The sequence below is a fragment of the Labrenzia sp. THAF82 genome (assembly GCF_009363435.1).
In the GTDB taxonomy this organism is placed as follows: domain Bacteria; phylum Pseudomonadota; class Alphaproteobacteria; order Rhizobiales; family Stappiaceae; genus Roseibium; species Roseibium porphyridii.
This window is the reverse complement of sequence record NZ_CP045354.1, coordinates 3,797,985-3,819,952: the sequence shown is the minus strand read 5'-3', so window position 1 is coordinate 3,819,952 and position 21,968 is coordinate 3,797,985. Positions and strand designations below refer to the sequence as shown.

The 21,968-nt window shown below is 52.0% G+C and carries 21 protein-coding genes; 5 read left to right on the top strand and 16 right to left on the bottom strand.

The window, feature by feature from the left end; translation table 11 throughout:
• Nucleotides 1-10 precede the first annotated feature (10 nt).
• Complete coding sequence (locus tag FIV00_RS17640) at nucleotides 11-622, bottom strand: TetR/AcrR family transcriptional regulator (protein WP_152501979.1); 612 nt, start codon at nucleotides 620-622, stop codon at nucleotides 11-13.
• A gap of 72 nt (nucleotides 623-694) precedes the next feature.
• Between FIV00_RS17640 and FIV00_RS17635 the strand changes: the two genes are divergently transcribed.
• Nucleotides 695-1,507 (top strand): HD domain-containing protein, encoded by an 813-nt coding sequence (locus FIV00_RS17635; RefSeq protein WP_209006595.1) that lies wholly within the window; start codon nucleotides 695-697, stop codon nucleotides 1,505-1,507.
• Between the two features lie 279 nt (nucleotides 1,508-1,786).
• Nucleotides 1,787-3,133: a globin-coupled sensor protein gene (locus tag FIV00_RS17630; RefSeq protein WP_152501978.1), complete on the top strand. Its 1,347-nt coding sequence runs from the start codon at nucleotides 1,787-1,789 to the stop codon at nucleotides 3,131-3,133.
• Nucleotides 3,134-3,152: 19 nt separating this feature from the next.
• Here FIV00_RS17630 and sseA read toward each other — a convergent pair whose 3' ends face one another.
• The 8 genes from sseA to FIV00_RS17590 all read right to left on the bottom strand — a co-directional run bounded on the left by sseA (nucleotide 3,153) and on the right by FIV00_RS17590 (nucleotide 10,213).
• A complete protein-coding gene (gene sseA / locus FIV00_RS17625; protein WP_152501977.1) occupies nucleotides 3,153-3,998 on the bottom strand; it encodes a 3-mercaptopyruvate sulfurtransferase in 846 nt (281 codons plus the stop codon).
• A 9-nt stretch (nucleotides 3,999-4,007) separates the two neighbouring features.
• Nucleotides 4,008-4,481: a GFA family protein gene (locus FIV00_RS17620; RefSeq protein WP_152501976.1), complete on the bottom strand. Its 474-nt coding sequence runs from the start codon at nucleotides 4,479-4,481 to the stop codon at nucleotides 4,008-4,010.
• A gap of 21 nt (nucleotides 4,482-4,502) precedes the next feature.
• A complete protein-coding gene (locus FIV00_RS17615; RefSeq protein ID WP_152501975.1) occupies nucleotides 4,503-5,219 on the bottom strand; it encodes an alanyl-tRNA editing protein in 717 nt (238 codons plus the stop codon).
• A gap of 109 nt (nucleotides 5,220-5,328) precedes the next feature.
• Nucleotides 5,329-6,246, bottom strand: coding sequence for an NAD(P)/FAD-dependent oxidoreductase (locus FIV00_RS17610; RefSeq protein ID WP_152501974.1), 918 nt, complete (start codon nucleotides 6,244-6,246; stop codon nucleotides 5,329-5,331).
• The gene (locus FIV00_RS17605) at nucleotides 6,246-6,890 is read right to left on the bottom strand and encodes a LysE family translocator (protein WP_152501973.1); all 645 of its coding nucleotides are present in this window, start codon (nucleotides 6,888-6,890) and stop codon (nucleotides 6,246-6,248) included. The genes FIV00_RS17610 and FIV00_RS17605 overlap by 1 nt, the downstream gene beginning before the upstream one ends.
• 127 nt (nucleotides 6,891-7,017) lie before the next feature.
• A complete protein-coding gene (locus FIV00_RS17600; protein WP_152501972.1) occupies nucleotides 7,018-7,518 on the bottom strand; it encodes a hypothetical protein in 501 nt (166 codons plus the stop codon).
• A 116-nt stretch (nucleotides 7,519-7,634) separates the two neighbouring features.
• Nucleotides 7,635-9,149 carry a cardiolipin synthase gene (gene cls, locus FIV00_RS17595; RefSeq protein WP_152501971.1) on the bottom strand — a complete coding sequence of 505 codons (1,515 nt, stop codon included), beginning with the start codon at nucleotides 9,147-9,149 and terminating at the stop codon, nucleotides 7,635-7,637.
• A 29-nt stretch (nucleotides 9,150-9,178) separates the two neighbouring features.
• Nucleotides 9,179-10,213 carry a cysteine synthase A gene (locus tag FIV00_RS17590; protein ID WP_152501970.1) on the bottom strand — a complete coding sequence of 345 codons (1,035 nt, stop codon included), beginning with the start codon at nucleotides 10,211-10,213 and terminating at the stop codon, nucleotides 9,179-9,181.
• 317 nt (nucleotides 10,214-10,530) lie between these two features.
• On the opposite strand from FIV00_RS17590, the gene FIV00_RS17585 reads away from it, so the two are divergent.
• Together FIV00_RS17585 and FIV00_RS17580 are read left to right on the top strand one after the other, a co-directional pair.
• Nucleotides 10,531-11,187, top strand: coding sequence for a ChrR family anti-sigma-E factor (locus FIV00_RS17585; protein ID WP_152501969.1), 657 nt, complete (start codon nucleotides 10,531-10,533; stop codon nucleotides 11,185-11,187).
• Nucleotides 11,188-11,254: 67 nt separating this feature from the next.
• Nucleotides 11,255-12,061: an SDR family NAD(P)-dependent oxidoreductase gene (locus FIV00_RS17580; RefSeq protein WP_152501968.1), complete on the top strand. Its 807-nt coding sequence runs from the start codon at nucleotides 11,255-11,257 to the stop codon at nucleotides 12,059-12,061.
• A 34-nt stretch (nucleotides 12,062-12,095) separates the two neighbouring features.
• On the opposite strand, the gene FIV00_RS17575 is transcribed toward FIV00_RS17580, so the two are convergent.
• The 5 genes from FIV00_RS17575 to FIV00_RS17555 all read right to left on the bottom strand — a co-directional run bounded on the left by FIV00_RS17575 (nucleotide 12,096) and on the right by FIV00_RS17555 (nucleotide 17,892).
• Complete coding sequence (locus tag FIV00_RS17575; protein WP_152501967.1) at nucleotides 12,096-13,328, bottom strand: cyclopropane-fatty-acyl-phospholipid synthase family protein; 1,233 nt, start codon at nucleotides 13,326-13,328, stop codon at nucleotides 12,096-12,098.
• A gap of 19 nt (nucleotides 13,329-13,347) precedes the next feature.
• The gene (locus FIV00_RS17570) at nucleotides 13,348-14,199 is read right to left on the bottom strand and encodes a DUF1365 domain-containing protein (protein WP_152501966.1); all 852 of its coding nucleotides are present in this window, start codon (nucleotides 14,197-14,199) and stop codon (nucleotides 13,348-13,350) included.
• Nucleotides 14,196-15,491, bottom strand: coding sequence for an NAD(P)/FAD-dependent oxidoreductase (locus tag FIV00_RS17565; protein ID WP_152501965.1), 1,296 nt, complete (start codon nucleotides 15,489-15,491; stop codon nucleotides 14,196-14,198). Before FIV00_RS17565 ends, FIV00_RS17570 begins: the two co-directional genes overlap by 4 nt.
• 285 nt (nucleotides 15,492-15,776) lie before the next feature.
• Nucleotides 15,777-16,376 (bottom strand): hypothetical protein, encoded by a 600-nt coding sequence (locus FIV00_RS17560; protein WP_152501964.1) that lies wholly within the window; start codon nucleotides 16,374-16,376, stop codon nucleotides 15,777-15,779.
• A 1,072-nt stretch (nucleotides 16,377-17,448) separates the two neighbouring features.
• Nucleotides 17,449-17,892 (bottom strand): MarR family winged helix-turn-helix transcriptional regulator, encoded by a 444-nt coding sequence (locus tag FIV00_RS17555; protein WP_173006035.1) that lies wholly within the window; start codon nucleotides 17,890-17,892, stop codon nucleotides 17,449-17,451.
• 291 nt (nucleotides 17,893-18,183) lie between these two features.
• Here FIV00_RS17555 and FIV00_RS17550 point away from each other — a divergent pair, with 291 nt between their 5' ends.
• Nucleotides 18,184-18,411 (top strand): hexameric tyrosine-coordinated heme protein, encoded by a 228-nt coding sequence (locus FIV00_RS17550; protein WP_152501963.1) that lies wholly within the window; start codon nucleotides 18,184-18,186, stop codon nucleotides 18,409-18,411.
• A 180-nt stretch (nucleotides 18,412-18,591) separates the two neighbouring features.
• On the opposite strand, the gene FIV00_RS17545 is transcribed toward FIV00_RS17550, so the two are convergent.
• Both FIV00_RS17545 and FIV00_RS17540 read right to left on the bottom strand, forming a co-directional pair.
• A complete protein-coding gene (locus FIV00_RS17545; RefSeq protein WP_152501962.1) occupies nucleotides 18,592-20,037 on the bottom strand; it encodes a M81 family metallopeptidase in 1,446 nt (481 codons plus the stop codon).
• A 19-nt stretch (nucleotides 20,038-20,056) separates the two neighbouring features.
• On the bottom strand, nucleotides 20,057-21,967 hold the full coding sequence (locus FIV00_RS17540; RefSeq protein WP_152501961.1) for a beta-N-acetylhexosaminidase: 1,911 nt from the start codon (nucleotides 21,965-21,967) through the stop codon (nucleotides 20,057-20,059).
• Nucleotide 21,968 lies beyond the last annotated feature (1 nt).

Below are 21,968 nucleotides of genomic sequence, written 5' to 3'. Positions count from 1 at the left end.
TTGCCAAAGCCTAATCCGGTATCAGCCTGTCGACGGCACTGGAAGACAATTTCTTCAGTTTTTCAGGGTCTTCGCCGGAGCGCGCACGTATCGAGAGGCCGTGGAGCACCAGTGCAAGGTGTTGTGCAATTTCCTCCGCCTGGGCATCACACATAGATCCTTTGGTCTCGTGCAATATGAGGCGAGCAAATCCGGTGTCCATGCGCAGAAGCACATTTCCAAGCGCCAACTGGAAATCCGGGTCCTGTGGCGCTTCCGAAGGAAGCGTGGAAACAGCAAGGCATCCATGAGCTGCGGCGGTAAGGTCACTCTTTCCTGTGTAGAGGTCCACTGCCGCCGCCATGATGTCTTTCATGCGGGCCTTAGCGCCTGTCGCCCGAGAGCCTGCCTTGCGTAAATGAATTTCCATGCGGTCCGCAAAGCGCTCAATTGATTTGAGAAACATGTCCTTCTTGCTGCCGAATGCAGCGTAAAGACTGGGTCTGTTCAGACCCGTTGCCTCTGCGATCTGGTCAAGACTGGTGGCGGCATATCCATGCCGCCAGAAGACCTTCATGATCAGATCAAGGGTCAGATCTTCATCAAATTTTCGCGGCCGACCGCGTTTGACAGGTGGTTCCATTTTTTACTGTTTCGCACAAAAAGTTCGACATGTCTATTTATGTGCGATACGGTACAAAAAAAGGAGTGCCGCATGAATATGAACTGCGAAACCGCAATATCAAACGAACCTATGGGCACGGTTGCGTGGGGAAAGCGTTTGGGTACCTACAGCAAGGGACGTCTCACGCGTCTGGAAAAAATTCAGGTTTTGGGCAATCTTGGTCGAATGGCCTTGCTTGAAACTGCTGACGTTCTCAAGGAGCGAGCGGGGATGTTGAATGCCTTTGGCATGGATCTCGATGGCCTTCAGCCGCCAGACACTGCACTCACCCGAGATGCGTTTGACTTTGCAGATGATGTCCAGGGGCTGGAATTGATGCGACACAGCTGGCGCACTTACTATTGGGCCGTTTTGTTCGGCAAACGCGCAGGGTTGAATACGGATCTTGAGTTGTTGTTCTCGGCAGCCATTCTTCACGATGTCGGGCTCGCAAGGGACAGGGTGTCAGAACCGGGAGACTGCTGTTTTGTGCTCTACGGGGCGGAACGCTGCAAACAGCATTTGGTGGGTAAAGGTCATGATCGGGCAAAAATCAGGAAAATAGCGGACGCTATTGGCTTGCATTTAAATGGCTATGTCAGCAAACGGCTGCACGGCGCCGAGGCGCATTTGCTTTCCCGAGGTGCCATGTGTGATGTCTTCGGACTTGGGCGCCGCAGACTGTCAAGTCGGACGCGAAAGCAGATTTTTGCTGAGCAGCCAAAAGGAAACTTGATCGATGATTTGGAAATTTGGCCAGGTCACCATCTTTCTGGGACGCGCGCGGACTTTCTCATTCGGCTCAACCATAAAGACAAGAGTACGTCCCGACCCAGTAGAAAAATGCAACCAAAGGAAGTTTAGGCATTTGCTGGAATTTGCGAGCGCATGCCGGCTAAGAACGGTTATCCCACGTCTGGAAAACTTGATCGAAAACGAATCAAAAGCTCGGATTTAAGCCAAAACGGGCGAAGCTAAGTTGGTTGTGTCAAGGTAGTATCTAAATTTTTGATAGATAAAAATAGCAATTGAGAATTGGTATTTTTTCACAGTACCATTGAGAAAAATAGCAATTAAAAATACAATTTAAAGTTTATTCAGATTTGCACGGTGAAGTTGTGTTGGCTAGAGGGGTTATCCAACATGAAAGCTGTGGCAGACGATTTTGCGGTTCGGCTGGAATTTGCGCAGATCGACCAAAGTACGATCGTATCTCTTCAAAAAATTTGGCCGGTGATAAAGCCGGATTTGGATTCGATCCTTGATGATTTTTATCTTCATCTAAGAGGTCAGCCAAAGTTGGCCGAACTGGTTGGAGAAATGCAGCCACGTCTGGTGTCAGCGCAAAAAAGCCACTGGGAAAAACTGTTTATGTCGGGTTTTGACCAGGACTACCAGGACAGCATCAACAGAATTGGCCATGTGCATTGTCGAATTGGATTGGAACCCAGATGGTACATTGCCGGCTATAGGTTTGTTCTGACGCGCCTTCACGCAGGAATTATCAAGAAGTATCGCCGCAGTTTTAGAGACATAAGCCAATTGCTGGATGCCGTAACCACTGCCGTAATGCTTGATATGGAATTGGCAATTTCGACCTATGAGGAACGGTTGCTGCAAATTCGTGAAGCTCAGACGGCCCGGTTGAACGAAGCGATTGAAAGCTTTCAAGGAAAGGTGGAAACGCCGTTGGAGGATGCTGATGAGGGTGCCCGTATTGTCGCCGGTCAAGCGGAAGAATTGACATCAGTGTCCGCGTCCGCGCTTAACCAGGTCTCGGCAGCGGAAGCAGCGGCAAAGAACACCAGCTTGAGTGTCCAGACGGTTGCAAGCGCGACAGAGGAACTGTCCAGCTCGATACAGGAAATAGCAAAGCAAATAACAGGTGCCTCTGAGATCGCCAGTCAAGCAGCAGGAGGAACCGAGCAGTCCAGCCTCAAGGTTTCGAGTCTCGCTGGTGCAGCACAGAAGATCGGCGACGTTGTGGGTCTCATCCAGGCCATTGCCGAACAAACAAATCTCCTTGCACTCAATGCGACGATCGAAGCCGCTCGAGCAGGTGATGCAGGACGCGGCTTTGCTGTTGTGGCGAGTGAGGTGAAAACGCTGGCTGAGCAAACCGCCAATGCAACGGAGGAGATCAGTCAGCAAGTTTCGGAAATTCAGTCATCGACAGAAAGTTCCGTTGCTTCAATTCATTCGATTTCGGAAGTTGTCAGGCAGTTGGACGAAATGACGGCCTCAATCGCGGCTGCGGTCGAGGAGCAAGGTGCAGCAACCAGGGAAATATCCGAAAGCATACAGTCGGTGTCTTCGGGCGCGAAGGAGCTTGACGAAAATATTTCGGGCGTCGGCATGGCCATTGGAACGTCGGACAAGGCAGCTGCCAGATTTTTGCAGGCGGCTGAAAAGGTCAACACAAGCGCCAGTTCAATTTCGCTGGAAATCAGATCTTTTTTCGAGGAATTGAAAGCAGATACAGGAACTTGATCGGTGAGGTCTGTCGCATTCAGTCCGATTTGGTAGCAACGTCAACATCTTCACGGCTGCCCCATTCCGCCCAGGACCCATCATAAAGAGCCAAGTCTCGCGTTCCCAAGATGGATAGTGCCAGGGTCAATATTGCGGCAGTAACACCGGAACCACACGTCGTCGTCACGGGTTTTTCCAGGTCTATGCCAGCATTTTTAAAGGCCGCTTCGAGGCCGGGTCGGTCCTTGAAGGTACCATTTTCACCGATCAACTGGGTAAACGGTAGATTGTACGCCCCAGGCATGTGGCCTGAACGCAGTCCCACGCGGGGTTCCGGTGCCTTTCCATTGAACCGGTCGAAAGACCGGGCATCAAGAACCTGCCTGGATCCCGTAGCAAGCGCGGCCTTTATGTCGGCAAGGTCTGCTACAGCACCGTGGTTCAGCCGCGACGTGAAATGACTCTGAACTCGCCGCTGTTCCTTGTCTTCTTCAGCCCGCCCTTCAGCTCGCCATTTTGGGAAACCGCCATCCAGCACGAACACACGTTCCGCGCCCATGGTTCGCAAGGTCCACCAGACTCGTGGGGCCGAATAGAAGCCAAAATCATCATAAACGACCAGAGTTTGACCATCGCCAATCCCCAGCTTCCGCATCGCGGAGGAAAAGACATGCGGTGCCGGCAGCATGTGCGGAAGATCGGAGTTTGTGTCACAGATTTCGTTGACATCGAAGAAGACTGATCCTGGAATATGGGCATTCGGATATACCGGTGGCGCGTCGGGGTGCGTAACCGGTGGCATCCAGGCGTTGACTACGACCAAATCGGGAGACGCGAGATTGTCTGCAAGCCATTGGGTTGAAACAAGCGGGTGTTCAGTCATTGGTGGATCTCAGTCTTCGTAAAGGTCATGGGATTTGTGCCATTCTTCAATCGACAAGTCCGGATAACGCTGGAAGTGAACATGTCCGGGACCGTCTGGGACATCAATCCAATCAGGTTTGAACTCGAGCATGATGTGTAAGGTCTCGGGTGCACGTGGCAATGGCGTGTCGATGGCCCCAGCGTGAGGGTGGATCAGCTCCGGCCAACGTGGATCCCATAGCCAGAGATGCGAGCCGCAAGACTTGCAAAAATGTCGCTCTGCTTGGCTCGCCTTTCCGTCAACAACAGCATTGTAGACACCCTTCGCATCAGCACCACGTATCTTGATGCTGTCGGCCTCTGCCATCAGGTTTATCGCATAGCCTCCGCTGCCACCGACCTTCCGGCATATCGAACAGTAACAGCGCATGTAAGGGTAAGGCGTTTTGCTCTCCATCTCAAAGCCGATGGAGCCACATTGACAGCTGCCCGATAATTTCATCTTGTCATCCAAACAGGTTGATCAGTCCATCAGTCGAATTCGTACGCGTCTGTTTTGCTTGCCCTTGTTCTCGATCTTTCCGAGCGCCAGTTGACCAATCTCGGAAGTACGGCTGACATGCGTTCCTCCACAGGGTTGCAAGTCGATGTCGGCACCAATCCTGACCAGACGCACTGCACCTGATCCTCTTGGTGGTTTCACCGACATCGTTTTGACGAGACCCGGATTGGCATCGAGTTCAGCATCTGTGATCCACTCGCTTGTTACGGTGTGATCACTTCCCGCGAGATTGTTCAGCGTTTCCAGAAGCGTGTCCTTGTCGATGGCCTCAGAGCCCATGTCGAAATCGAGACGGCCCTCGGACTCGCCAACCTGTCCACCTGTAACCGGATAGGGCAGAGCGACCGACAGAAGGTGCAACGCGGTGTGCATTCTCATCAGTCGATAGCGTCTGGTCCAGTCTATGTGTGCTGTCACACTGGAACCGTCAGGTGGGACACCCTGGTCTGCATTCGGAACGTGAACGATCGTTGTCTTGTCATCGTCATAGACGGTTGTGGCGATCTCGATCTGGCTGCCATCCTCAAGTTCCAGATATCCGCAATCGCCTGGTTGACCACCACCCGTGGCATAGAAGACGGAGCGATCCAGCAGGATACCGCCCCGGTCATTTACGCCGATTACCTTGGCTTCGCATGTTCGTAGATAGGCGTCGTCACGAAACAAAGGTGTTGTCATGTGTTTATCCCGATATTCCCAGCCATCAGATCATCAGATGCCTGCCGGCCATGAAATTGGTTTAGGTGTAACCTGTCCATAAGGCACGCGCCATTCTCATTGCTGCATGTCATTTTTTGAAACATAGATCCATAACAATCGTTGCTGCAGCCATGTTTCCCATGTGTAGCGCTGTTGGTGTGTTTTGATGACCAGCGTATGTGATGTCTCCGGCCGCATAGATGCCTGACACTGACGTTCTAAAACCCTCATCGACACCAACGTAGCCGTCAGATGTGAGCTGCAGATCCAGCGCTGTGACCAACTCCGTTTGTTTCTGGAATGGAAACACCAGCATGCAGTCGATAGCGATTGGCTGCTGATCGGAAAAAACAGCTTCAGTCAGCGATCCGCCCGTGCCGTTAACCGCAACCGGAAGGGCCTCGCATATGCTGATGCCGAGGCTTTCAAACTGGGTGCGACGCTCCTCTGTCAGATGCAGTGAGGGGTCAATGAAATAAGTTAATTCATTGGACCAGTGCCGATAGACCTCGGCTGCATCGAGGACTTCCTGACGATCGGCGTAGATGCCCCATCGCGTATTACGCCATTCATATCCATGGCAAAATGGGCAGTTGATTATGCTGGACCCCCAGTAGTCAGCCAAGTTGGCAACGTTCGGATAGATGTCGACCATACCCATCGCGAGCAAGACTTTGTCGGCAAAAACGGAGGATCCGTCCGAAAGGTCGAGCTGAAAACCGCTGGCTTGGTTCTGAAGCGCAGTTGCATCGGAATTTCTAAAACGCGCAAACGGATAGGAAAGAATGTCTTTGCGTATTGCGGCGCGAACTTCTGCAGGGGAGTTGCGGTCCATGCCGGGCAGGGCAGCGACGAATGGAGAGGCCGTGTTGCGTGGCGCTGTACCATCTGAAGATATGACAATCGTCTCTACCATTGAACGTGAGAGCGTGAGCGCACAGGCAAGTCCCGAGGGGCCTGAACCCAGAATGGCAACTGTCGTCCGGTCCGACGTGTTAGTGGACATCAGTTGTTTGCCTTTGCAATCATGAGCTTGATTGCAAAACTGCCCATAATTCCAGCGAACGCCCAGTCGAAAAAACGCATCGCTTTTGGTGACTGCTTCAAGAACTTAGCGAATGTACCGGCGCCAAGCACCATCAGCGCGCAAATTGGCATTCCAAGCAAAACAAAATAAGCGCCAAGAAACAGCAATTTACCAACGGCATTGGGATCACTCGCACTTATAAATTGGGGCAGGAAAGTTACAAAGAACAATACGATTTTCGGATTGAGTATGTTGACGCCAAGACCTTGAAGCCAGATTTGATAAAAGGGTTGCGTCTTCGCTCCGGCAGATTCAATCGCAAGCGCTGAGCCATGGCGAAGTGTTCGGTAAGCAAGCCAGATAAGATAGGCGGCGCCCACAATTTTCAAAAGAGTAAAGGCGAGCTGGGAGGCAGCCAGTAGCGCTGAAACACCTATTGCTGCCAGAATTGTATGGATGACAAGACCGACGGTAACGCCGAAAACGGCGGTTAAGCCCGCACGGCGACCCTGGGTCAGCGTTTTGCTCATAAACAAGGTCATGTCCGGGCCGGGCGTTATGGTCAAAACCAATGCCGCGGCTGTGAAGGCGAGCAAAGTGGTCATATCCGGTACAAAAGTCATGGCTTGTCCTGCAGTGCAACGGTGGCAACCACACCAACGTATCAGACTATCAGGAACACTTGCACCTGCTGGACCTCTATCCTTTGCGGCAATCGGTCATCAACACGAGCAGGGCTGTCCTTTTCAATCATCGGCGCTTTCCGAATTGTGTCCGACGGGCTGCATGTGTTGGTAGAGACGCTGCTGAACGAACCTGATGTTCAGTGCCGGGCACTGATGGCGCGGACGCTCTTGATCGTGATTTCGTGCCGGACAAGCTTCTGATGAGAATAATCAGCGCGAAGATCGGAAAAGCGACTGCCGTCGCAATTCGGTTGAAAAGGTAGTTCTGTCCGACGTCTGAGGTAATTCCACCCGTCGAATTTCCGCGCATTAGTTCAACAGTCTCAGGTGCTCCAAACGAAAGAAAGAAATAATCCTGATCCAACTCCTTTTGCTGGAAAACATAGTCGTAGCTGCAATGATGGAAGATGAACAAATTCGATCTGCATCGCCGGTTTTCGGTTGGAATGTAGGCGGGAGACAGTGTTTCCGCCTTTAATTTCAGATCTTTGACGATTGACCCGTCTGTGAAGAAGAAAAACGGCCCTGCAAGCACTAAGGCAAGGAAAAAGACAAGCGCTCTCATGAAAACCTCAATCAGAAATGGGTTGTGCAACCTGAATGCAACCCGTTTAAGATTGAATGAATCTGGTCTCACAGATTCCGTTAACGCGACAGTTTTTATGCCGGTCGAGGTAAAAATTACAAAATCGGCGACAGGAGACGAGCGCCCTGAGCCAGAACCTGAAAAATGTAACTGCGAGACTGAAAGGCATCAGGCCAGGTTAGTCTGGCATTTTGAAAGTCAGTTTCGAGCATGCTCTCCACGTTTCGAATTGTTCGTTCATGTGTGAACCAGAGCGTGAGTTCAAAATTGATCTGAAATGAGCGATTGTCGAAATTCACCGTGCCAATCGAGACCAGGTCTTCGTCCATCAAAGTGACCTTCTGATGCAGGAAGCCCTCGGAATAGCGATAAACCTTGACCCCGCGTTGCACGAGGATGTGCTCATATGCATGGCTTGCCAGCCACACAGTCCAGTGGTCCCGTTTTTCAGGGAGCAGTATGCGAACATCAACGCCCCGCATGGCTGCGGAACAAAGCGCTGTTTGGACATCAAGCGAAGGTACGAGATAGGGCGTTGTGATCCAAAATCGCTGTTTTGCTTGAGCTGCAGCCTCGACAAATGCGATCGCGCACTCTTCCAGTTTGTCGGCCGGCCCGGTCGGCATGACAAGAACGGATTCATCTCCAGGCATTGGTATTTCAGTGACTTGTGGCAGCTCGATGCGTTCGCCGCTTGCCCAAAGCCAGTCTTCGACGAAGGACAAGGCGCAAGCAACAGCGGCAGGACCTTCCACGCAAACATGCGTGTCGCGCCAATGGCCAAACCATTTGCTCCGTCCGACATACTGGTCCGCAACGTTGTGTCCGCCGACGAAGGCAATCCTGAAGTCGGTAACAACCAGTTTTCGATGGTTGCGATAATTTAGGCGCATCGGTCCAAGCAGGCGCAAGAAGCGGTGATTTTCATTAAAACCGCAAACATTGACCCCAGCGTCTTGCAGGCGAACGATGAATTCGTTCGAAAGTGAATGGCTTCCGACATCGTCGTAAAGAAAGCAGACTTTCAACCCGTCCTTTGCACGCGCAATCAATGCGTCGGCCATCTCCCGGCCGAGCTCATCGTCATGAATGGCAAAAAACTGGAAAAAGATACTGTGGCTGGCCTCTTCGATGGCCTGCTTAATGGCTGTAAATGTCGCCGGTCCGTCAATTAGAAGGTTCGTCTTGTTGCCCGCCAGAAATGGAACGCCAGCAACACGGGACAGAACGGGCCAGTCCCTCGTTTCTTCGTGGTCTGTCAATCCAAGTTCGTCGGCGCGACGTGCACGTTCAGCCCGGCCAAGCGTTGCCTGGATTTTCGCGTAGTCCGCAAAGGAGCGCCAGCCAAAAACGAAATAGAGCGGCACCGTAATGTAGGGAATGAAAAACAGGGACAGAAGCCAGGCGACGGATCCTTGGGATGTCCTTGAGTTCATGACCTCCCGAACGGCGCATATTCCTGCCGTAATATAGATCAAAGCGACGAAGGCTGCGACCAATCCGAGATTGTTGGCCACCACATCCAAAATGCTGATATCTGTTACGGCATCCTGAATAACGGTTTCGGCCGCAGCTCCATCCCTATCTAGCGCTTGGGGTTCCGGCTCCATTTATCGTCGGTCTCAAAGGTTCAAGCGTGTCACGCAAACGGGGGCTCGATGTTGACGGTCCGCTCAAGCCAATGGGGAACTGTCAGGTTCTTCGATCTCAAGAAGTCCGGATTATAGAGCTTCGACTGATAACGGGTTCCGTGGTCGCACAGGATGGTCACGATGGTTTTTCCTGGCCCCAGTTCCTTGGCCAGGCGCCGAGCGCCAGCCAGATTGATGGCGCTTGAGCCGCCAAGCAGAAGGCCTTCGTTTTCAGCGAGGTCGAACACCAGGGGCATCGCTTCCTCGTCAGGAATTGTATAGGCGTGATCCACCTTAAGATCTCCGACGATTGCAGTCTTGCGGCCAAGACCAATTCCTTCTGAAATTGAACCACCTTCTGAAGCAACTGCTTCGCCGGTTGTGAAAAGAGACTGCATAGCAGCGCCTCGCGGGTCTGCGCAGCCGATGACAATGCCCGGTTTGTTCTCCTGCAGAAACTTTGAAACACCGCCAAGGGTTCCGCCGGAACCGACAGCGCAAATGAACCCGTCAACCTTGCCGTCTGTCTGGGAGAGAATTTCTGGGCCGGTCGTCAGATAGTGGGCTTTGCGATTGTCCAGGTTGTTCCATTGGTCCGCGAAGATCACCCCATTGGGCTCGCTTTTTGCCATGTCTTCAGCAAGGCGACGGGCAACATGCTGATAGTTGTTGGGGTCCTTGAAAGGCTTTGCTGGCACTTCGACGAGTTCCGCTCCGCAAAGTCGAAGCATGTCCTTCTTCTCTTGGCTCTGCGTTTCAGGAATGACGATGACTGTTCGGTAGCCTTTTGCGCTTGCAACGAGCGCAAGACCGATCCCGGTGTTACCAGCAGTGCCCTCGACGATGACGCCGCCCGGCTTGAGGTCTCCGCGAGCTTCGGCCTCCAATATCATCTGGCGCGCCGGGCGGTCCTTGACCGACTGCCCGGGGTTCATAAATTCAGCTTTGCCAAGAATTTCGCAACCCGTTTCATCTGATAGGGCCTTGAGTCGGATAAGTGGCGTGTTGCCGATCGCATCAACAACTGAAACGGACACAGACATTTAGTACTATTCCTGGCTGAATGGGCAGTTCGAATGAACCGGCCAAAAGTCTTGAGGTGAGCTCCGGACGCTAAAGCTCCTGAGGAGGTTGTTCAAGATTCTATGTAAGTCTCTTGGGCATGGAATGCCATAATTGGCGGGAAACACACGGGTGAATTTCTCCAGATCGATTGAAAGTCGTCGCCGAGTTGTTCTCATGCCCACCTAGATCAGGATTTTGAATCGGTTATTTATAGTGTAGACAATGATCTGGAAAAGGTTGTTACGCGTAATGGCTACAAAGCAACCTGGGCTCGCGGAAATATATGAGAGCGGTAATGGAAAAGAATGTGACTGGCATGGATGAGCTGCTAGCCGGATATGCGGCTGGAAGTCTGTCCTATCCAGCACAAGCCCTTGTCGGCGCGCATTTGGAATTGAGCGACCGGAACCGTGGCTATGTGTCGTCCCTGGAAACCCTGGCCGGGGTGGGGCTTGACGATGCCGCGCCGATTGATATTTCAAATCGCGACGCGGCTTTGTCTGCAATATTCGATGGTGACGACACGCTGCTGAACGACAACGTCCCGCTTTCGGGTACGCATTCGGAAGCCGCGAGTGATGTTCCTGAATCGCTCCTGTCTATCGTCGGCACCTCCATGGACAAGCTTCCCTGGAAAACACTTCTTCCAGGTGTAAAAGAATGCAAGTTCGGGGAGATTGACGGCTGTGTGAGCAGTCTTCTGTGGGTGCGTGCCGGGCGGGCAATGCCGTCGCATACACACCACGGAACCGAACTTACCCTTGTTCTCAAAGGCGGGTTCAAGGATGAGGACGGTCATTATATTTCCGGCGATGTCGCATTCGCTGACGGGGATGTCGACCACAAGCCCATCGCTGACGAGGGTGAAGACTGCATTTGCTTCGCAGTGACTGCCGGTCGTCTGGAACTGACCGGACCTGTGGGCCGCTGGTTCGCACCTTTCATGCGATAATTTCACATAATCAGATCCACTCTCCAGGCGTTTTGCGTAGACAGTGTAAACGCTTGGAGAATTCAACTTGAGAAACCAAAACTACGTTGCAAAACCGGATGACGGCTGTGCGTGGGTGACAGGCGCAAGTTCGGGCATCGGCAAAGAGCTCGCACTTGATCTTGCCCGGTCCGGATGGACGGTGGCTGTCACTGCCAGATCTTCAAAAGACCTCGAAGCTCTTTCCATTCAGGCACAGAACCTACCCGGATCCATTCACCCTTATCCTGGTGATGTATCCGACACGCAATCAATGTCGGACATCTGCAAGTCGATCCTGGCTGGTATCGGAAAAATTGCGTTGATGATTGCCAATGCCGGCGTCTATCTGCCCCAGGATGGGCTGAAGGCAGAGGCAGCTGCTTTCAAGAAGAGTTTTGACGTCAATCTGATGGGCACAGTCAATGTCTTGTTGCCCGTGATTGAAGCGATGAAGCCGGAGGGCAGGGGGCAGATTGCCGTCGTTTCCTCTGTTGCCGGGTATAGCGGCCTACCGACCTCAGCCGCTTATGGCGCTACCAAGGCAGGGCTCATAAATCTCGCAGAATCCCTGAAATTCGATCTTGATCGAGCCGGTATTCGCATTCAGGTCGTCAATCCAGGTTTTGTCGACACACCGGCAACGCGTTCAAACCCTTTCCCGATGCCGCATCTCCTAACGGTTGAACAAGCGGTTCAAAAAATTAGAGAGGGTCTGGAAGATAGCAAACGCTTCGAAATCGCGTTTCCAACGATCTTTGTGCTTCAGCTCAAGTTTTTGAAGCTGTTACCTTATCGGCTCTATTTTGCCTTTATGTCGCGTGCGACTGGTTGGAACAAGAAAAAGGCCGGGTAAATCCCGGCCTTTTCCTTGTCTTCTGCGATTTTGGTCAGGGCGCTTTCACGTACACCATCTGTCGCACATCGATGTTGCCTGAGCGGAACCCGGCTTCACAATAGTGCAGATAAAACTCCCACAAACGCTTGAAACGCTCGTCGAAGCCTAGTGGGCGGATTTTCGGCCAAGCCTGGCGGAAACTGTGCCGCCACTCAGCCAACGTGCGCGCATAGTCCTGACCGAAAATTGTCTGGTCTTCGAGATCGAGCCCGAGTGACTTGCCAATGTCTTTCAATCGGCCGGGAGGAGGCAACATTCCACCAGGGAATATATAGCGCTGAATGAAGTCGGTTCCGCGCCTATAGTCCTCAAACATCTTGTCTTGAATGGTAATGATCTGAAGACCTGCTTTACCACCGGGTTTCAGGCATTTGGAGAGCTGTTCGAAATAGGTCGGCCAATATTTTTCACCAACCGCTTCAAACATTTCGATCGAGGCTATCCGGTCGTAGACGCCGCGTTCATCTCGATAATCCTGGAATACGACATCGACTTTTTCGTTGAGGCCAGCCTTGTAGATCCGTTCGCGTGCATAGTCGAATTGTTCCTGCGAAATGGTCAGGGCTTTTACGTGAGCACCAACGGTCTTTGCAACATGTTCTGCAAAACCTCCCCAACCACATCCGATCTCCAGAACCTGATGCTCCGGACGAATGCCTGTTTGCCGTACAAGCGAAGCATATTTTTCCGCTTGGGCTTGCTCCAGGTTGTTGGTTTCATTGCTGTAAATGGCTGAGGAATAGGTCATCGAAGGATCGAGCCATTCCTTGTAGAACGCGTTTCCAAGATCGTAATGCGCGGAGATGTTGCGTTTCGATCCTCGTTTCGTATTGGCGTTCAACCAATGACGAAGGGAGAGCAGGAAGCGCGAGAACGGCCTGCCTTGCAGAGCCTCCAGCGTGGATTCCTGATTGATGCAAAAGACCTCGAGAAAGGTCGTAACATCAGGTGAGGACCAGTAACCTGCCATAAAGGCTTCTCCGACCCCGACATCGCCTGCTTGTACAACCATTCTGAAGAAACGCCAGTTGTGGATCTTCAAAACGCCGTGCGGACCGTTCTCGCGGCCTTCAATCAGATAGCGGCGACCATCGGGAAACTGAACTTCCAATGAACCGTAGCGGATCTTGACGGCAAGATTTGCTGCCATTCGAGCGAGGCGGGGAGTGCCCTTCAACTCGCTGCGAAGGTTGTCTTGTGTCAGAACAATAGGCTCACTACTCATGGCAGAACCTCTTGAAATGTTATTCATTTGATGCCAGCGAGGCGTGGCGGTTGTGCCGATCCGGCCCCCCATCCAATGCATCCTGCGCGGGCCGAGGGTGAAATGGTACACGCTTCCGCCAAATTTTAAAGGCTTCCCAATGGATGGCGGCCATGATTTTGAAAGTCAGAAATGGCACCCGCAGGCATTCTCCAAGTATGGAACCTGTCGAGAACTTCTTTCTTTCCCCGGAAAACGTTGCTGAAAGAATTGGACCTTTGGCATCCTTTTCCAGAATCCGTACGCGAACACTATCGCCCGGTGGCAGCATCCTGAAAAAATAGTGTTGCTGCATGCTCAGGAACGGAGACACATAAAACTCCTTACGCTGTGTCTGTCGAACACCGGCGTCGGACATCTGGCCCGGTTCCACGGGGAGGGCATAAGTGTGCAGTCCCCCGAATGTATTGCGAACTTCGTAGACGACACCGGTCAACATCTCATCTTCGTCGTAGGCGTAGTAGACACTCAAAGGGTTGAAGCCGTAACCAAACAGTCGCGGATACGCCAGAAGCAATATCCGTTTTGGGGCGGCAACGCCCTTATCTGCCAACAACATCTCTACATGCTGCCTAAGACAGCTACCGTCTCGAGGGCCGTGGTCCTTGTGGTGAAACGACAGCAAGTTGAACTTGTCGACCGAAAAGAGCCAGCTGCTGCGCGATGCCTCTTTCAAGCGATCGAGATCCAACAACATCGAGAAGACCCGATAGTCGAACCTGTGAGGCTTCGGCTTCATGCGATGATGCATGACCGAACCCGGATAAAGCGAGACTGCGTTTTCAGGCGCAGGCCCGTTGTCGCGTAACCTGTTGTTCCGCGATGAGATCATTCGGCAGCTTCCAGAAAGGTGTCATTGTCCTGACGTTCCCAGGGCAATTGAGCCCCAAGCGATCTGGCTACACTCAGACCGGACGAAAGCCCGTCTTCATGGAAACCGTGGCCACCCCAGGCACCGCAGAACCAGGTGTTCCTGACACCTTGAATATCTCCCAGGCGCTTCTTGGCCGCCAGCGCGGACGCATCGAATTGAGGGTGATCATAAATGTATTTGGCGAACGTCTTGTCTTCGTCCGGCGCTTCGAACGGGTTGAGCGTCACAAACACAGGCTTGCTACGATCAATGTTCTGCAATCGGTTCATCCAGTAGCTCACCGTTACGTCGCGTGTTTCTCCCGCTTCACGGTCTGACATGTAGTTCCACGATGCCCAAACGCGTTTGTTCTTTGGCATCAAAGCTTCATCGCGATGCAGGTAGACTTCATTTGGACGGTATCGGATTGATCCCAAAATTTCGCGTTCTTCCGGACTTGGGTCGCCGAGCATGGCCAGGCTTTGATCCGTATGGCTCGCCAGGATCACATGATCAAACACGTCAGTATGGCCAGTGGTGTCTGTGACGATAACTTGCCCGTCTTTACGGAGAATCTGAGTGACAGGTGTTCCCAATCGGATTTTTCCAGCCAAGGGCGCGATGAGACGGCTGACATAGTTTCGGCTACCGCCGGAGATCGTGCGCCAAAGCGGCCTGTCGGTGGAAAGCAGGCGGTGATTATCGAAGAAGGCGACAAAGCTTTCTGCGGGATAGGCGCGCATTTCGTTGATCGGAGTCGACCAGATAGCGGCTCCCATGGCGAGCAGATAGTCGTTGATGAAGCCGCTCGAATAGCGTTCTTCTTCGAGGTAGCCACCGAGCGTCTTTCCGGAAAGTCGTCCGGCCTTCAAGTCTTCAACCGACGCCTTGTTAAAACGAAAGATGTCACGCAGCATACCCAAAAAGCGTGGAGAGAAGATGTTTTTGCGCTGTGCGAATATCGTGTTGATAGAGTCGCCCGACCATTCGAGTTGGCCCCTGTCGGCGGACAGTGCAAAACTCATGTCGCTGATTTCACTGGCAACGCCAAGATGGTCAAGCAAAGCGGTAAAATTGGGGTAATTGAGTTCGTTGTAAACAATAAATCCCGTATCGACGGACATTTTTGTGCCGTCATAGTCAATGTCTTCTGTCGCGCTGTGCCCCCCAGGGCGGGTCCGCTTCTCGTACAAAACTACATCGTGTCTATCGCTTAGTGCCCAAGCTGCGCTGTTTCCGGAAATACCGGAGCCGATGACGGCAATCCGCATGTTTGTTCCTTTATGTGACTGGGCAGGCCTCTGAAGGTTCTCGCCATGGTGAAACTGTTTTTTGTTTTCTTACCCACTTACGGCTCTACAGGAAGCGCGGATCACGCAGGCCAATGAATTTTAATATATTTTTGTGATTGAGTTTGAACTACACCATTGCTTGGCGGATTGCAGCAAAGGTTGGCTTGAAAGAAAAAACGCCCGACCAATAAACTGGTCGAGCGGTCTTTCCAACAATCCGGCAAGCCCGATTTTCGCAGGCTGCTTGAGAAGTTTGTCTTGTCATCAAGCCTGGATGGTATCGACAATCCAATTCCAGGCAACTTCAACACGGACTCTGGCGGCGTCGAAAAATGCGACCACCTTGTCCCAGACCATCTGTCCGAAGTCGGCAACATGAAGCATGGGGCCTGTTTTCGGATCCCGCTCTTCACCGGATTCGATCAGTTCGACAGTGGTAGCGTCCAGCCCGTCATTGACGACACGACGGGTCACAGTCAACGCTCCTTCGGTCACGAGCCTGGACTCATCTTTGCCGGCGACGACTGTGTTCTGGTCCATGGCGCGAACAACTACAGCCCTTCCATCCGGAAGCAGGTGAGTCTCGTTCGTGCTGACTTCGGAATCGTAAATGACTTCACCATAGGAATCGATCAGTTCGACCCAAACGGCCTTACGACCATCAAGTTCGATTTCACCAACCCAGATCGTGAGCTCACTTTCCAGTGGGTCCATTTGATCCAGTGATGCTGACGCTACCGTCACGGCCAGACGGTCTTCAGGCAGCGTTATCGTTTCCTGAGGTAATGGCGCTGCGGCTGCGCTTCCCGCCAAGGCGAGGATGAGGCCAAGCGCAAATGTTCCTGCTCTGGTATTCCGTTGCATGTTCGCCTCCCAAGGCAAATACAACTCTATTTTACCGCGCCTGAGACTTTATTTTGGTCCTTTTGGACTCTTCAGCCTTTTCGGCAATTCCGTCTATTGCGGATGCGCCCCTAGCACGCGGCCACGATTTAGCCATTATCGCACCACAATCTCGCAATTAAGTGTAATAAAGATCACAAAATCGGTTGATTCCGGTTACTTTCAGTTAATAAGTGTGGTCTGCAGGGGTCAATTCAAGAAGCGTCACGGGTTTGTGAGCTAAAATGACCTGTAAAAACTGCCAATATACGTAGCGTAACTTTCTTGACTGTGACTTTTTTACAATGGTTGCATTCAGTATGTGTCGTGCAAATACAGGTCAGTTTTCTTTACCTAAATTCCGATGATTGTTTGTGTGCACCGGTATTATAGCGCCTGATTGTACGGCATGCTTGGGAGCAATTTGGAAAGCGAAGTCTTCAAATGAAAACTCCGCCGGATCTGTCCGGCGGAGCTCTCTCGGGAACAATACGGTCGATGGGGTTACGTATCGCGATCCCGTTGTGCCTCTCAGGCCTAATTTGCGGTGTTATTTGCTGCCGCTTAAGGGTTCAGGCCGGAGGCGAAGTCTTCGATATCGGAATGAAATACCAAGTCGCTGGGGAGAAAGAATCCACCTGTTGAATTTGTTCTACAAATCCAACAGAGATGAGTGCTCAGTCACATTCAACCCTGTAAAAATTGACAATAAAAATAGAGATGTGGATTTTTTGTGTCTATAATCTGGCAACTAAATAACGGAAAACAAAAGGGAATGAACACTTTGCTGGGTGCTGTTGCTTTTTTTTGTAGCCTTAATTAATTGCGCCGGAAAGTTAGGCGAAACTGAATTGTTTGTTGTTTATTGCTGCCAAGGGGGCTGAGCTTCAAGAGTCTAAGCCGTTGTGCGATCTGAAGGTTTTAAGCCCAATAACTTCTGCAGAAGCGTTATTCGAGGGTGCGCAAAAGCTGTCTTGCCCGTCTTGAGCGTAGAGCGGCATCTCAAGAAATGACTAGGTGCTGTGCCAGTCGAATCTTTCAGTGGTCCAAAACGCTAGTCACGAGCAATTTTCGCACAGATCCGAATGACTTGTTGCGCCTCAGCCACGGTTAGGCCAGTGCGTTCAAATACATCCAGGGAAATATCACAGCACTTGGCCCAGGTTTTATGGCCTGCCTCGGTCAGTGCGATAATCTTTTGACGTTCGTTTCCCTCCTGAATTTGGCGGATCAGGAGACCCTTGCTTTCCAGTCTTCGAAGCATTGGTGTCATTGTTGCCTTTGACACTTCCAGGCGGCGGGCAAGTCTGGAAATCGAAATGCCGTCTTCTTCAGCCAATGCCATCAAAACCAGATATTGCGAATACGTCAGATCATAGGACTTGAGGAGCGTTTGGTAATGCTGACCAACCGCGTTCGATGCTGCGTAGAGGGCGAAGCACAATTGGTTGTCTAGCCTGATCTTCGGTTTTTCGTTCGGTTCGGTTCGATCGGGCAATGGGTTCAGGCCTTTGATCTCGTGTGGATAAGAGTTGGTAACATCGCGTGAGTTTCTCGCAAGATATTTTTGTTGCAAAAAGTAAGCAAGCAAACTATTAGATAGTTTATTAAATGGGTAAGTTCAGAACACAGTGTGACTGGCCCTGGTTACCGGCAGAGTGTTGTCGCTGGTTTTCCAGGCCTTCGACTGGACGTGAATTTGTTGCTGGGGGAAGGCAGCGCCTGTGTTGAGCTTCTTTCGCAGTGCCACTGAGCACCATTGATCAATCATGAACAGAGGGAGTTATTCATGAGCTGGCTACCGAGTTTGAAAACTGCCACACCCGAAGAAGGCTACAGCCTCGCGATAAAGATGTCGCGAATGGCCGTAAAAATGACCCAACCGGACGACGAGATCAGAAGCAAGCTTCGCGCTGATTATGCCAATAATGCTGACAGCCTGACGATGGCGTCTCACGTCGTTGCGACGAACTTTCAAACCGTCGCCCAGGCCAACAATTTTTGGATCCAGTCCTAAACACTCACAACGCAATTCTGCGGATGGTTGATCACTGATCATCCGCTGGTTGCAACAGCATTCTGAATTACGCCCCAGTGGCTGCTCCGTGCACAGTTTGAAGGTTAAAGGTGTTCTTGTTTGGCATGGTGAAACGGCAAAAAGCAGCAGGGAAACTGCGACCGGCGCAATTTCATGGACTTACGGTGCTTTGTTCGCAACTCTTGCAGAAAGCCTTGCCGTTGGCAGCCAATCGAAGTCTTGTTGAAATGGAAAGGATGGTGATTGGCGCTGTTCGTTTTGCAGAGCGCGGATGTCCTGATTTACTGCTCCGTTTGTCAGTGCCATTCGTGGCGGACAGGCGATCGGCGCTAGTTCAGGGGACAGATATCCAGATTTAACAATCAGGTATAGGGCGCTGGTGGGGTCGATACCGAAAGCTTTGAAATCATCCAGCTTGTGGAATGGACGGCGAAATTCCGACAGGATCACGAGGTTCTTGGCAACCTCGAGCAACACCTCTCTCGACTTGGTGTCAGGATCGCCGCGTTTCAGTTGCACTTTCGCTTGGCACGCCACGGTTGGGCAGGAGCTTCCATGGGCTCCTCCAATCATGAGATCAAGCTCGGTATCAATTTCAGACCACCAAGCCGCCTCGACCGCTTCCGGGTCTGCAATGCCGGCGAAAACTCCACCTTCCATACCTTTTTCAAGCCAGAGGTGAAGCACGTCCGTCCTGTCCCCTACGCCTCCACCGGTCGGGTTGTCGCCACTATCTGCGAGTATAAAAGGATGAGTTTTGCAGTCCCTGGCATCTGCCAGGCAGTCCTCAAGTGACTTCGTTGGAACGCCAATCCGGCAGTTCTCACGATTGTTCCAATAACCGGCCGCGATGAGTTCGGCAGCTTTCTTGGTCGCCGCGGGATCTGTACCGGTCACAACGGCAGAAGCTGTCGCTCTTTCAGTATCGGCCCAAACGTAGCCTACCATCAAATTGCTGTCTTCTACGCCGTCAGATGCGTCAAACAACGGCAAGCCCGTGTAAAGCGACTTCATCGGTTTGTCTTCAGTGCTCGTTCGCTCCCCGGGATGAAGAACTGGTACCGGCACCCAGGCAACACATCGTTTGGGGCCGCCGTTAAGTTGGTCTATCAACAGATTGGCAGCGCGTTGGTGGGTTTCCTGAACGTCAATATGGGGAGCTGTCCGATAGGCGCAGAAAATATCGATCTGATCTATGATTTTTTGGGTCAGGTTACCGTGTAAATCATAGCTGACCGCAATCGGTGGATTTGGTCCGACGATTTTCCGAACAGCTGAAATCCAATCACCTTCCGCGTCGTCCAAGCCGACAACATGCATTGCGCCATGCATGATCAGAAGTACACCGTCGACGGGAAGACTGTCCTCAAGCTGTTTCAGAAAGTCTCTTTTAAAGGATTGATAGCAGGCCGCATCGACTGGACCTCCAGGGACAGAACGGGCATGAAAGAGGGGTTGAAAGGTGATTTCGGCAAACCGGCCACTTGCCAATCCTGCCTCTCTCATAAGGTCTTCGCCGCGAACAATCTTAAAGTCGTCTGCGGTTTGGATCAGAGGAGAATAAGTGCTGCATTCTGTATGGATACCGCCAACCGCTACTTTCATCGTTCGCCTGTCGTCTTATTCAAAGGGTAGGGAAGATCGCACTTGCCGCTGCAAAGCGTTGCCAATTTTTCCGGTCAGGTGACGTCCAACCTGATTCCGCAACAGCATAAATTCTCGGAAAGACCATGTGATTGAAAAGCGCGTTGTCAGTGAGGTGCTCACTCCAGATGCAGGCTTGAACACCTTTCAATTGGTTCAGTTTGCTCTCATCAAGACCGTCTGAAGGCTCATAAGCATAGGATGCTTCAGGCGTGGAAACGCCAGCCCAGCTTGCGCCAGGTTCCCTCCAACCGGAGGCCTGAACCATGTCGAGATAATAGTGTTGCCCAGGCGTGCTGATCACATCGTAGCCCTGGTCAATCAACTCCTTTGTCACCTCGCGCTTTTGCCAGGCCATAAGGAGGACGCCGTCCGGATCTATTCCGCCACCGTGTGATACCTCATCCCATCCGGCAAGTTTCTTGCCGTGCTTTGCGAGGATCTTGCGCACTCTGCCCATGAAATACGCTTGCAATTCCAGCGTTCCGGTGAGGTTCTCTTCACTCATCAACCGCTGTGCTTTGGGCGACTCCAGCCAGGAGTGGACATCAACCTCGTCGCCGCCAATATGAATGAATTCGCTGGGAAACAGGCTTGCGACTTCCGCGAACACCTTTTCCAGAAAGTCATAGGTTTCATCCATCGCCGGGTTAAGCGCGTTGTTGGGATAGCCCTGAATGGAGTGATAGCTGTTGTCGGGTTCGGCCTGATCGGCAAATTTGGGATAGGTTTTCAGGACCGCGGTTGAATGACCCGGTACATCGATTTCCGGAACGATATCGATGTTGAGATCAATCGCGTGGGAAACGATGTCTCTGACATCATCCTGAGAATAAGATCCTTCGTAAATCTCTGATGAAAACCCGAGTTGCCCAACTTGTTGGCAACCAGGACCGCGTTTGGCTCCACTGCTTGTGAGTTCAGGGTAAGCCTTGATCTCAAGACGCCATCCTTCGTCATCTGTCAGGTGCCATTGCAGAACATTCATGCGGCCCCAGGCCAGAAGGTCGAGCAGGCGAAGCACTTCATTCTTCTGTCTGAAGTGGCGTGAAACATCCAGATGCGTTCCTCGCCACCCAAACCTGGGAGAATCTGCAATCGTCCCCGTAGCGGGAAAGCGGTAGGTGCCTGGGTCGACATAAGCGCCGTAGGCGATTTGTGCCAGCACGGTCAAACCATAGTCGCGGCCTGGTTGCCCTCCATAGCTGAGTACCGCCTGGTCGTCCGAAAACTCGATGCCGTAGGCTTCGTCGGACAGAGCAACATCATGCCTCAAGACAAGTGCGTGTGTATTAGCAGAGGCTGAAAACCTGAACGGAAAGGGGGCGTCTGGAAACAGGCGCTTTGAAAGACCGTTTATTTTTGCAGCTGCCGCCTTTTCTTCAGACGTTCCTTCAGACAAATGGAATGCCGTTATCTTGTCTGTCCACGCCGAAACACCGATTGACTGGGGCCAAGGCACGATATGGATTGGCAAGTCCACCATGCCGATTGGCACATTTCTGCGCTCACCGGTATCTGAATCCGGTGGCGTATCGAGATCATTGCAGAGGACCTCGATAATTTGACCAAATACGGTGATATAGGCTGATTTTGGCCCATCAAGTCGGTGACGGGCCGGATTTACGAGGCCTTGAACAACGAAGTTCCAGCTCTTTCCTGGCTCAAGCTGAAACCCGGATGGCGGTGAGAGCTCATGAAAATTGGCAATGCGCGTCAGACCTTCCGCATTTTCCAGAGATGCGTTTGCGGCTGCGCGTGTCATTGCTGAATATGCGAGCGTGAAGGATTGCAGCGTCTTCTTGCCCGTATTGGTCAGGCTAAACTCCAGGCGCGCATCTGCGAGGTTTTCTGCGGGACGATAGAAACAGTCGAGGACAACTTCGGTCATG

Coding starts and splice junctions, on each gene's coding strand:
- FIV00_RS17640 (WP_152501979.1), bottom strand. CDS start 622: ATGGAACCACCTGTCAAACGCGGTCGGCCGCGAAAATTTGATGAAGAT.
- FIV00_RS17635 (WP_209006595.1), top strand. CDS start 695: ATGAATATGAACTGCGAAACCGCAATATCAAACGAACCTATGGGCACG.
- FIV00_RS17630 (WP_152501978.1), top strand. CDS start 1,787: ATGAAAGCTGTGGCAGACGATTTTGCGGTTCGGCTGGAATTTGCGCAG.
- sseA (WP_152501977.1), bottom strand. CDS start 3,998: ATGACTGAACACCCGCTTGTTTCAACCCAATGGCTTGCAGACAATCTC.
- FIV00_RS17620 (WP_152501976.1), bottom strand. CDS start 4,481: ATGAAATTATCGGGCAGCTGTCAATGTGGCTCCATCGGCTTTGAGATG.
- FIV00_RS17615 (WP_152501975.1), bottom strand. CDS start 5,219: ATGACAACACCTTTGTTTCGTGACGACGCCTATCTACGAACATGCGAA.
- FIV00_RS17610 (WP_152501974.1), bottom strand. CDS start 6,246: ATGTCCACTAACACGTCGGACCGGACGACAGTTGCCATTCTGGGTTCA.
- FIV00_RS17605 (WP_152501973.1), bottom strand. CDS start 6,890: ATGACTTTTGTACCGGATATGACCACTTTGCTCGCCTTCACAGCCGCG.
- FIV00_RS17600 (WP_152501972.1), bottom strand. CDS start 7,518: ATGAGAGCGCTTGTCTTTTTCCTTGCCTTAGTGCTTGCAGGGCCGTTT.
- cls (WP_152501971.1), bottom strand. CDS start 9,149: ATGGAGCCGGAACCCCAAGCGCTAGATAGGGATGGAGCTGCGGCCGAA.
- FIV00_RS17590 (WP_152501970.1), bottom strand. CDS start 10,213: ATGTCTGTGTCCGTTTCAGTTGTTGATGCGATCGGCAACACGCCACTT.
- FIV00_RS17585 (WP_152501969.1), top strand. CDS start 10,531: ATGGAAAAGAATGTGACTGGCATGGATGAGCTGCTAGCCGGATATGCG.
- FIV00_RS17575 (WP_152501967.1), bottom strand. CDS start 13,328: ATGAGTAGTGAGCCTATTGTTCTGACACAAGACAACCTTCGCAGCGAG.
- FIV00_RS17570 (WP_152501966.1), bottom strand. CDS start 14,199: ATGATCTCATCGCGGAACAACAGGTTACGCGACAACGGGCCTGCGCCT.
- FIV00_RS17565 (WP_152501965.1), bottom strand. CDS start 15,491: ATGCGGATTGCCGTCATCGGCTCCGGTATTTCCGGAAACAGCGCAGCT.
- FIV00_RS17560 (WP_152501964.1), bottom strand. CDS start 16,376: ATGCAACGGAATACCAGAGCAGGAACATTTGCGCTTGGCCTCATCCTC.
- FIV00_RS17550 (WP_152501963.1), top strand. CDS start 18,184: ATGAGCTGGCTACCGAGTTTGAAAACTGCCACACCCGAAGAAGGCTAC.
- FIV00_RS17545 (WP_152501962.1), bottom strand. CDS start 20,037: ATGAAAGTAGCGGTTGGCGGTATCCATACAGAATGCAGCACTTATTCT.
- FIV00_RS17540 (WP_152501961.1), bottom strand. CDS start 21,967: ATGACCGAAGTTGTCCTCGACTGTTTCTATCGTCCCGCAGAAAACCTC.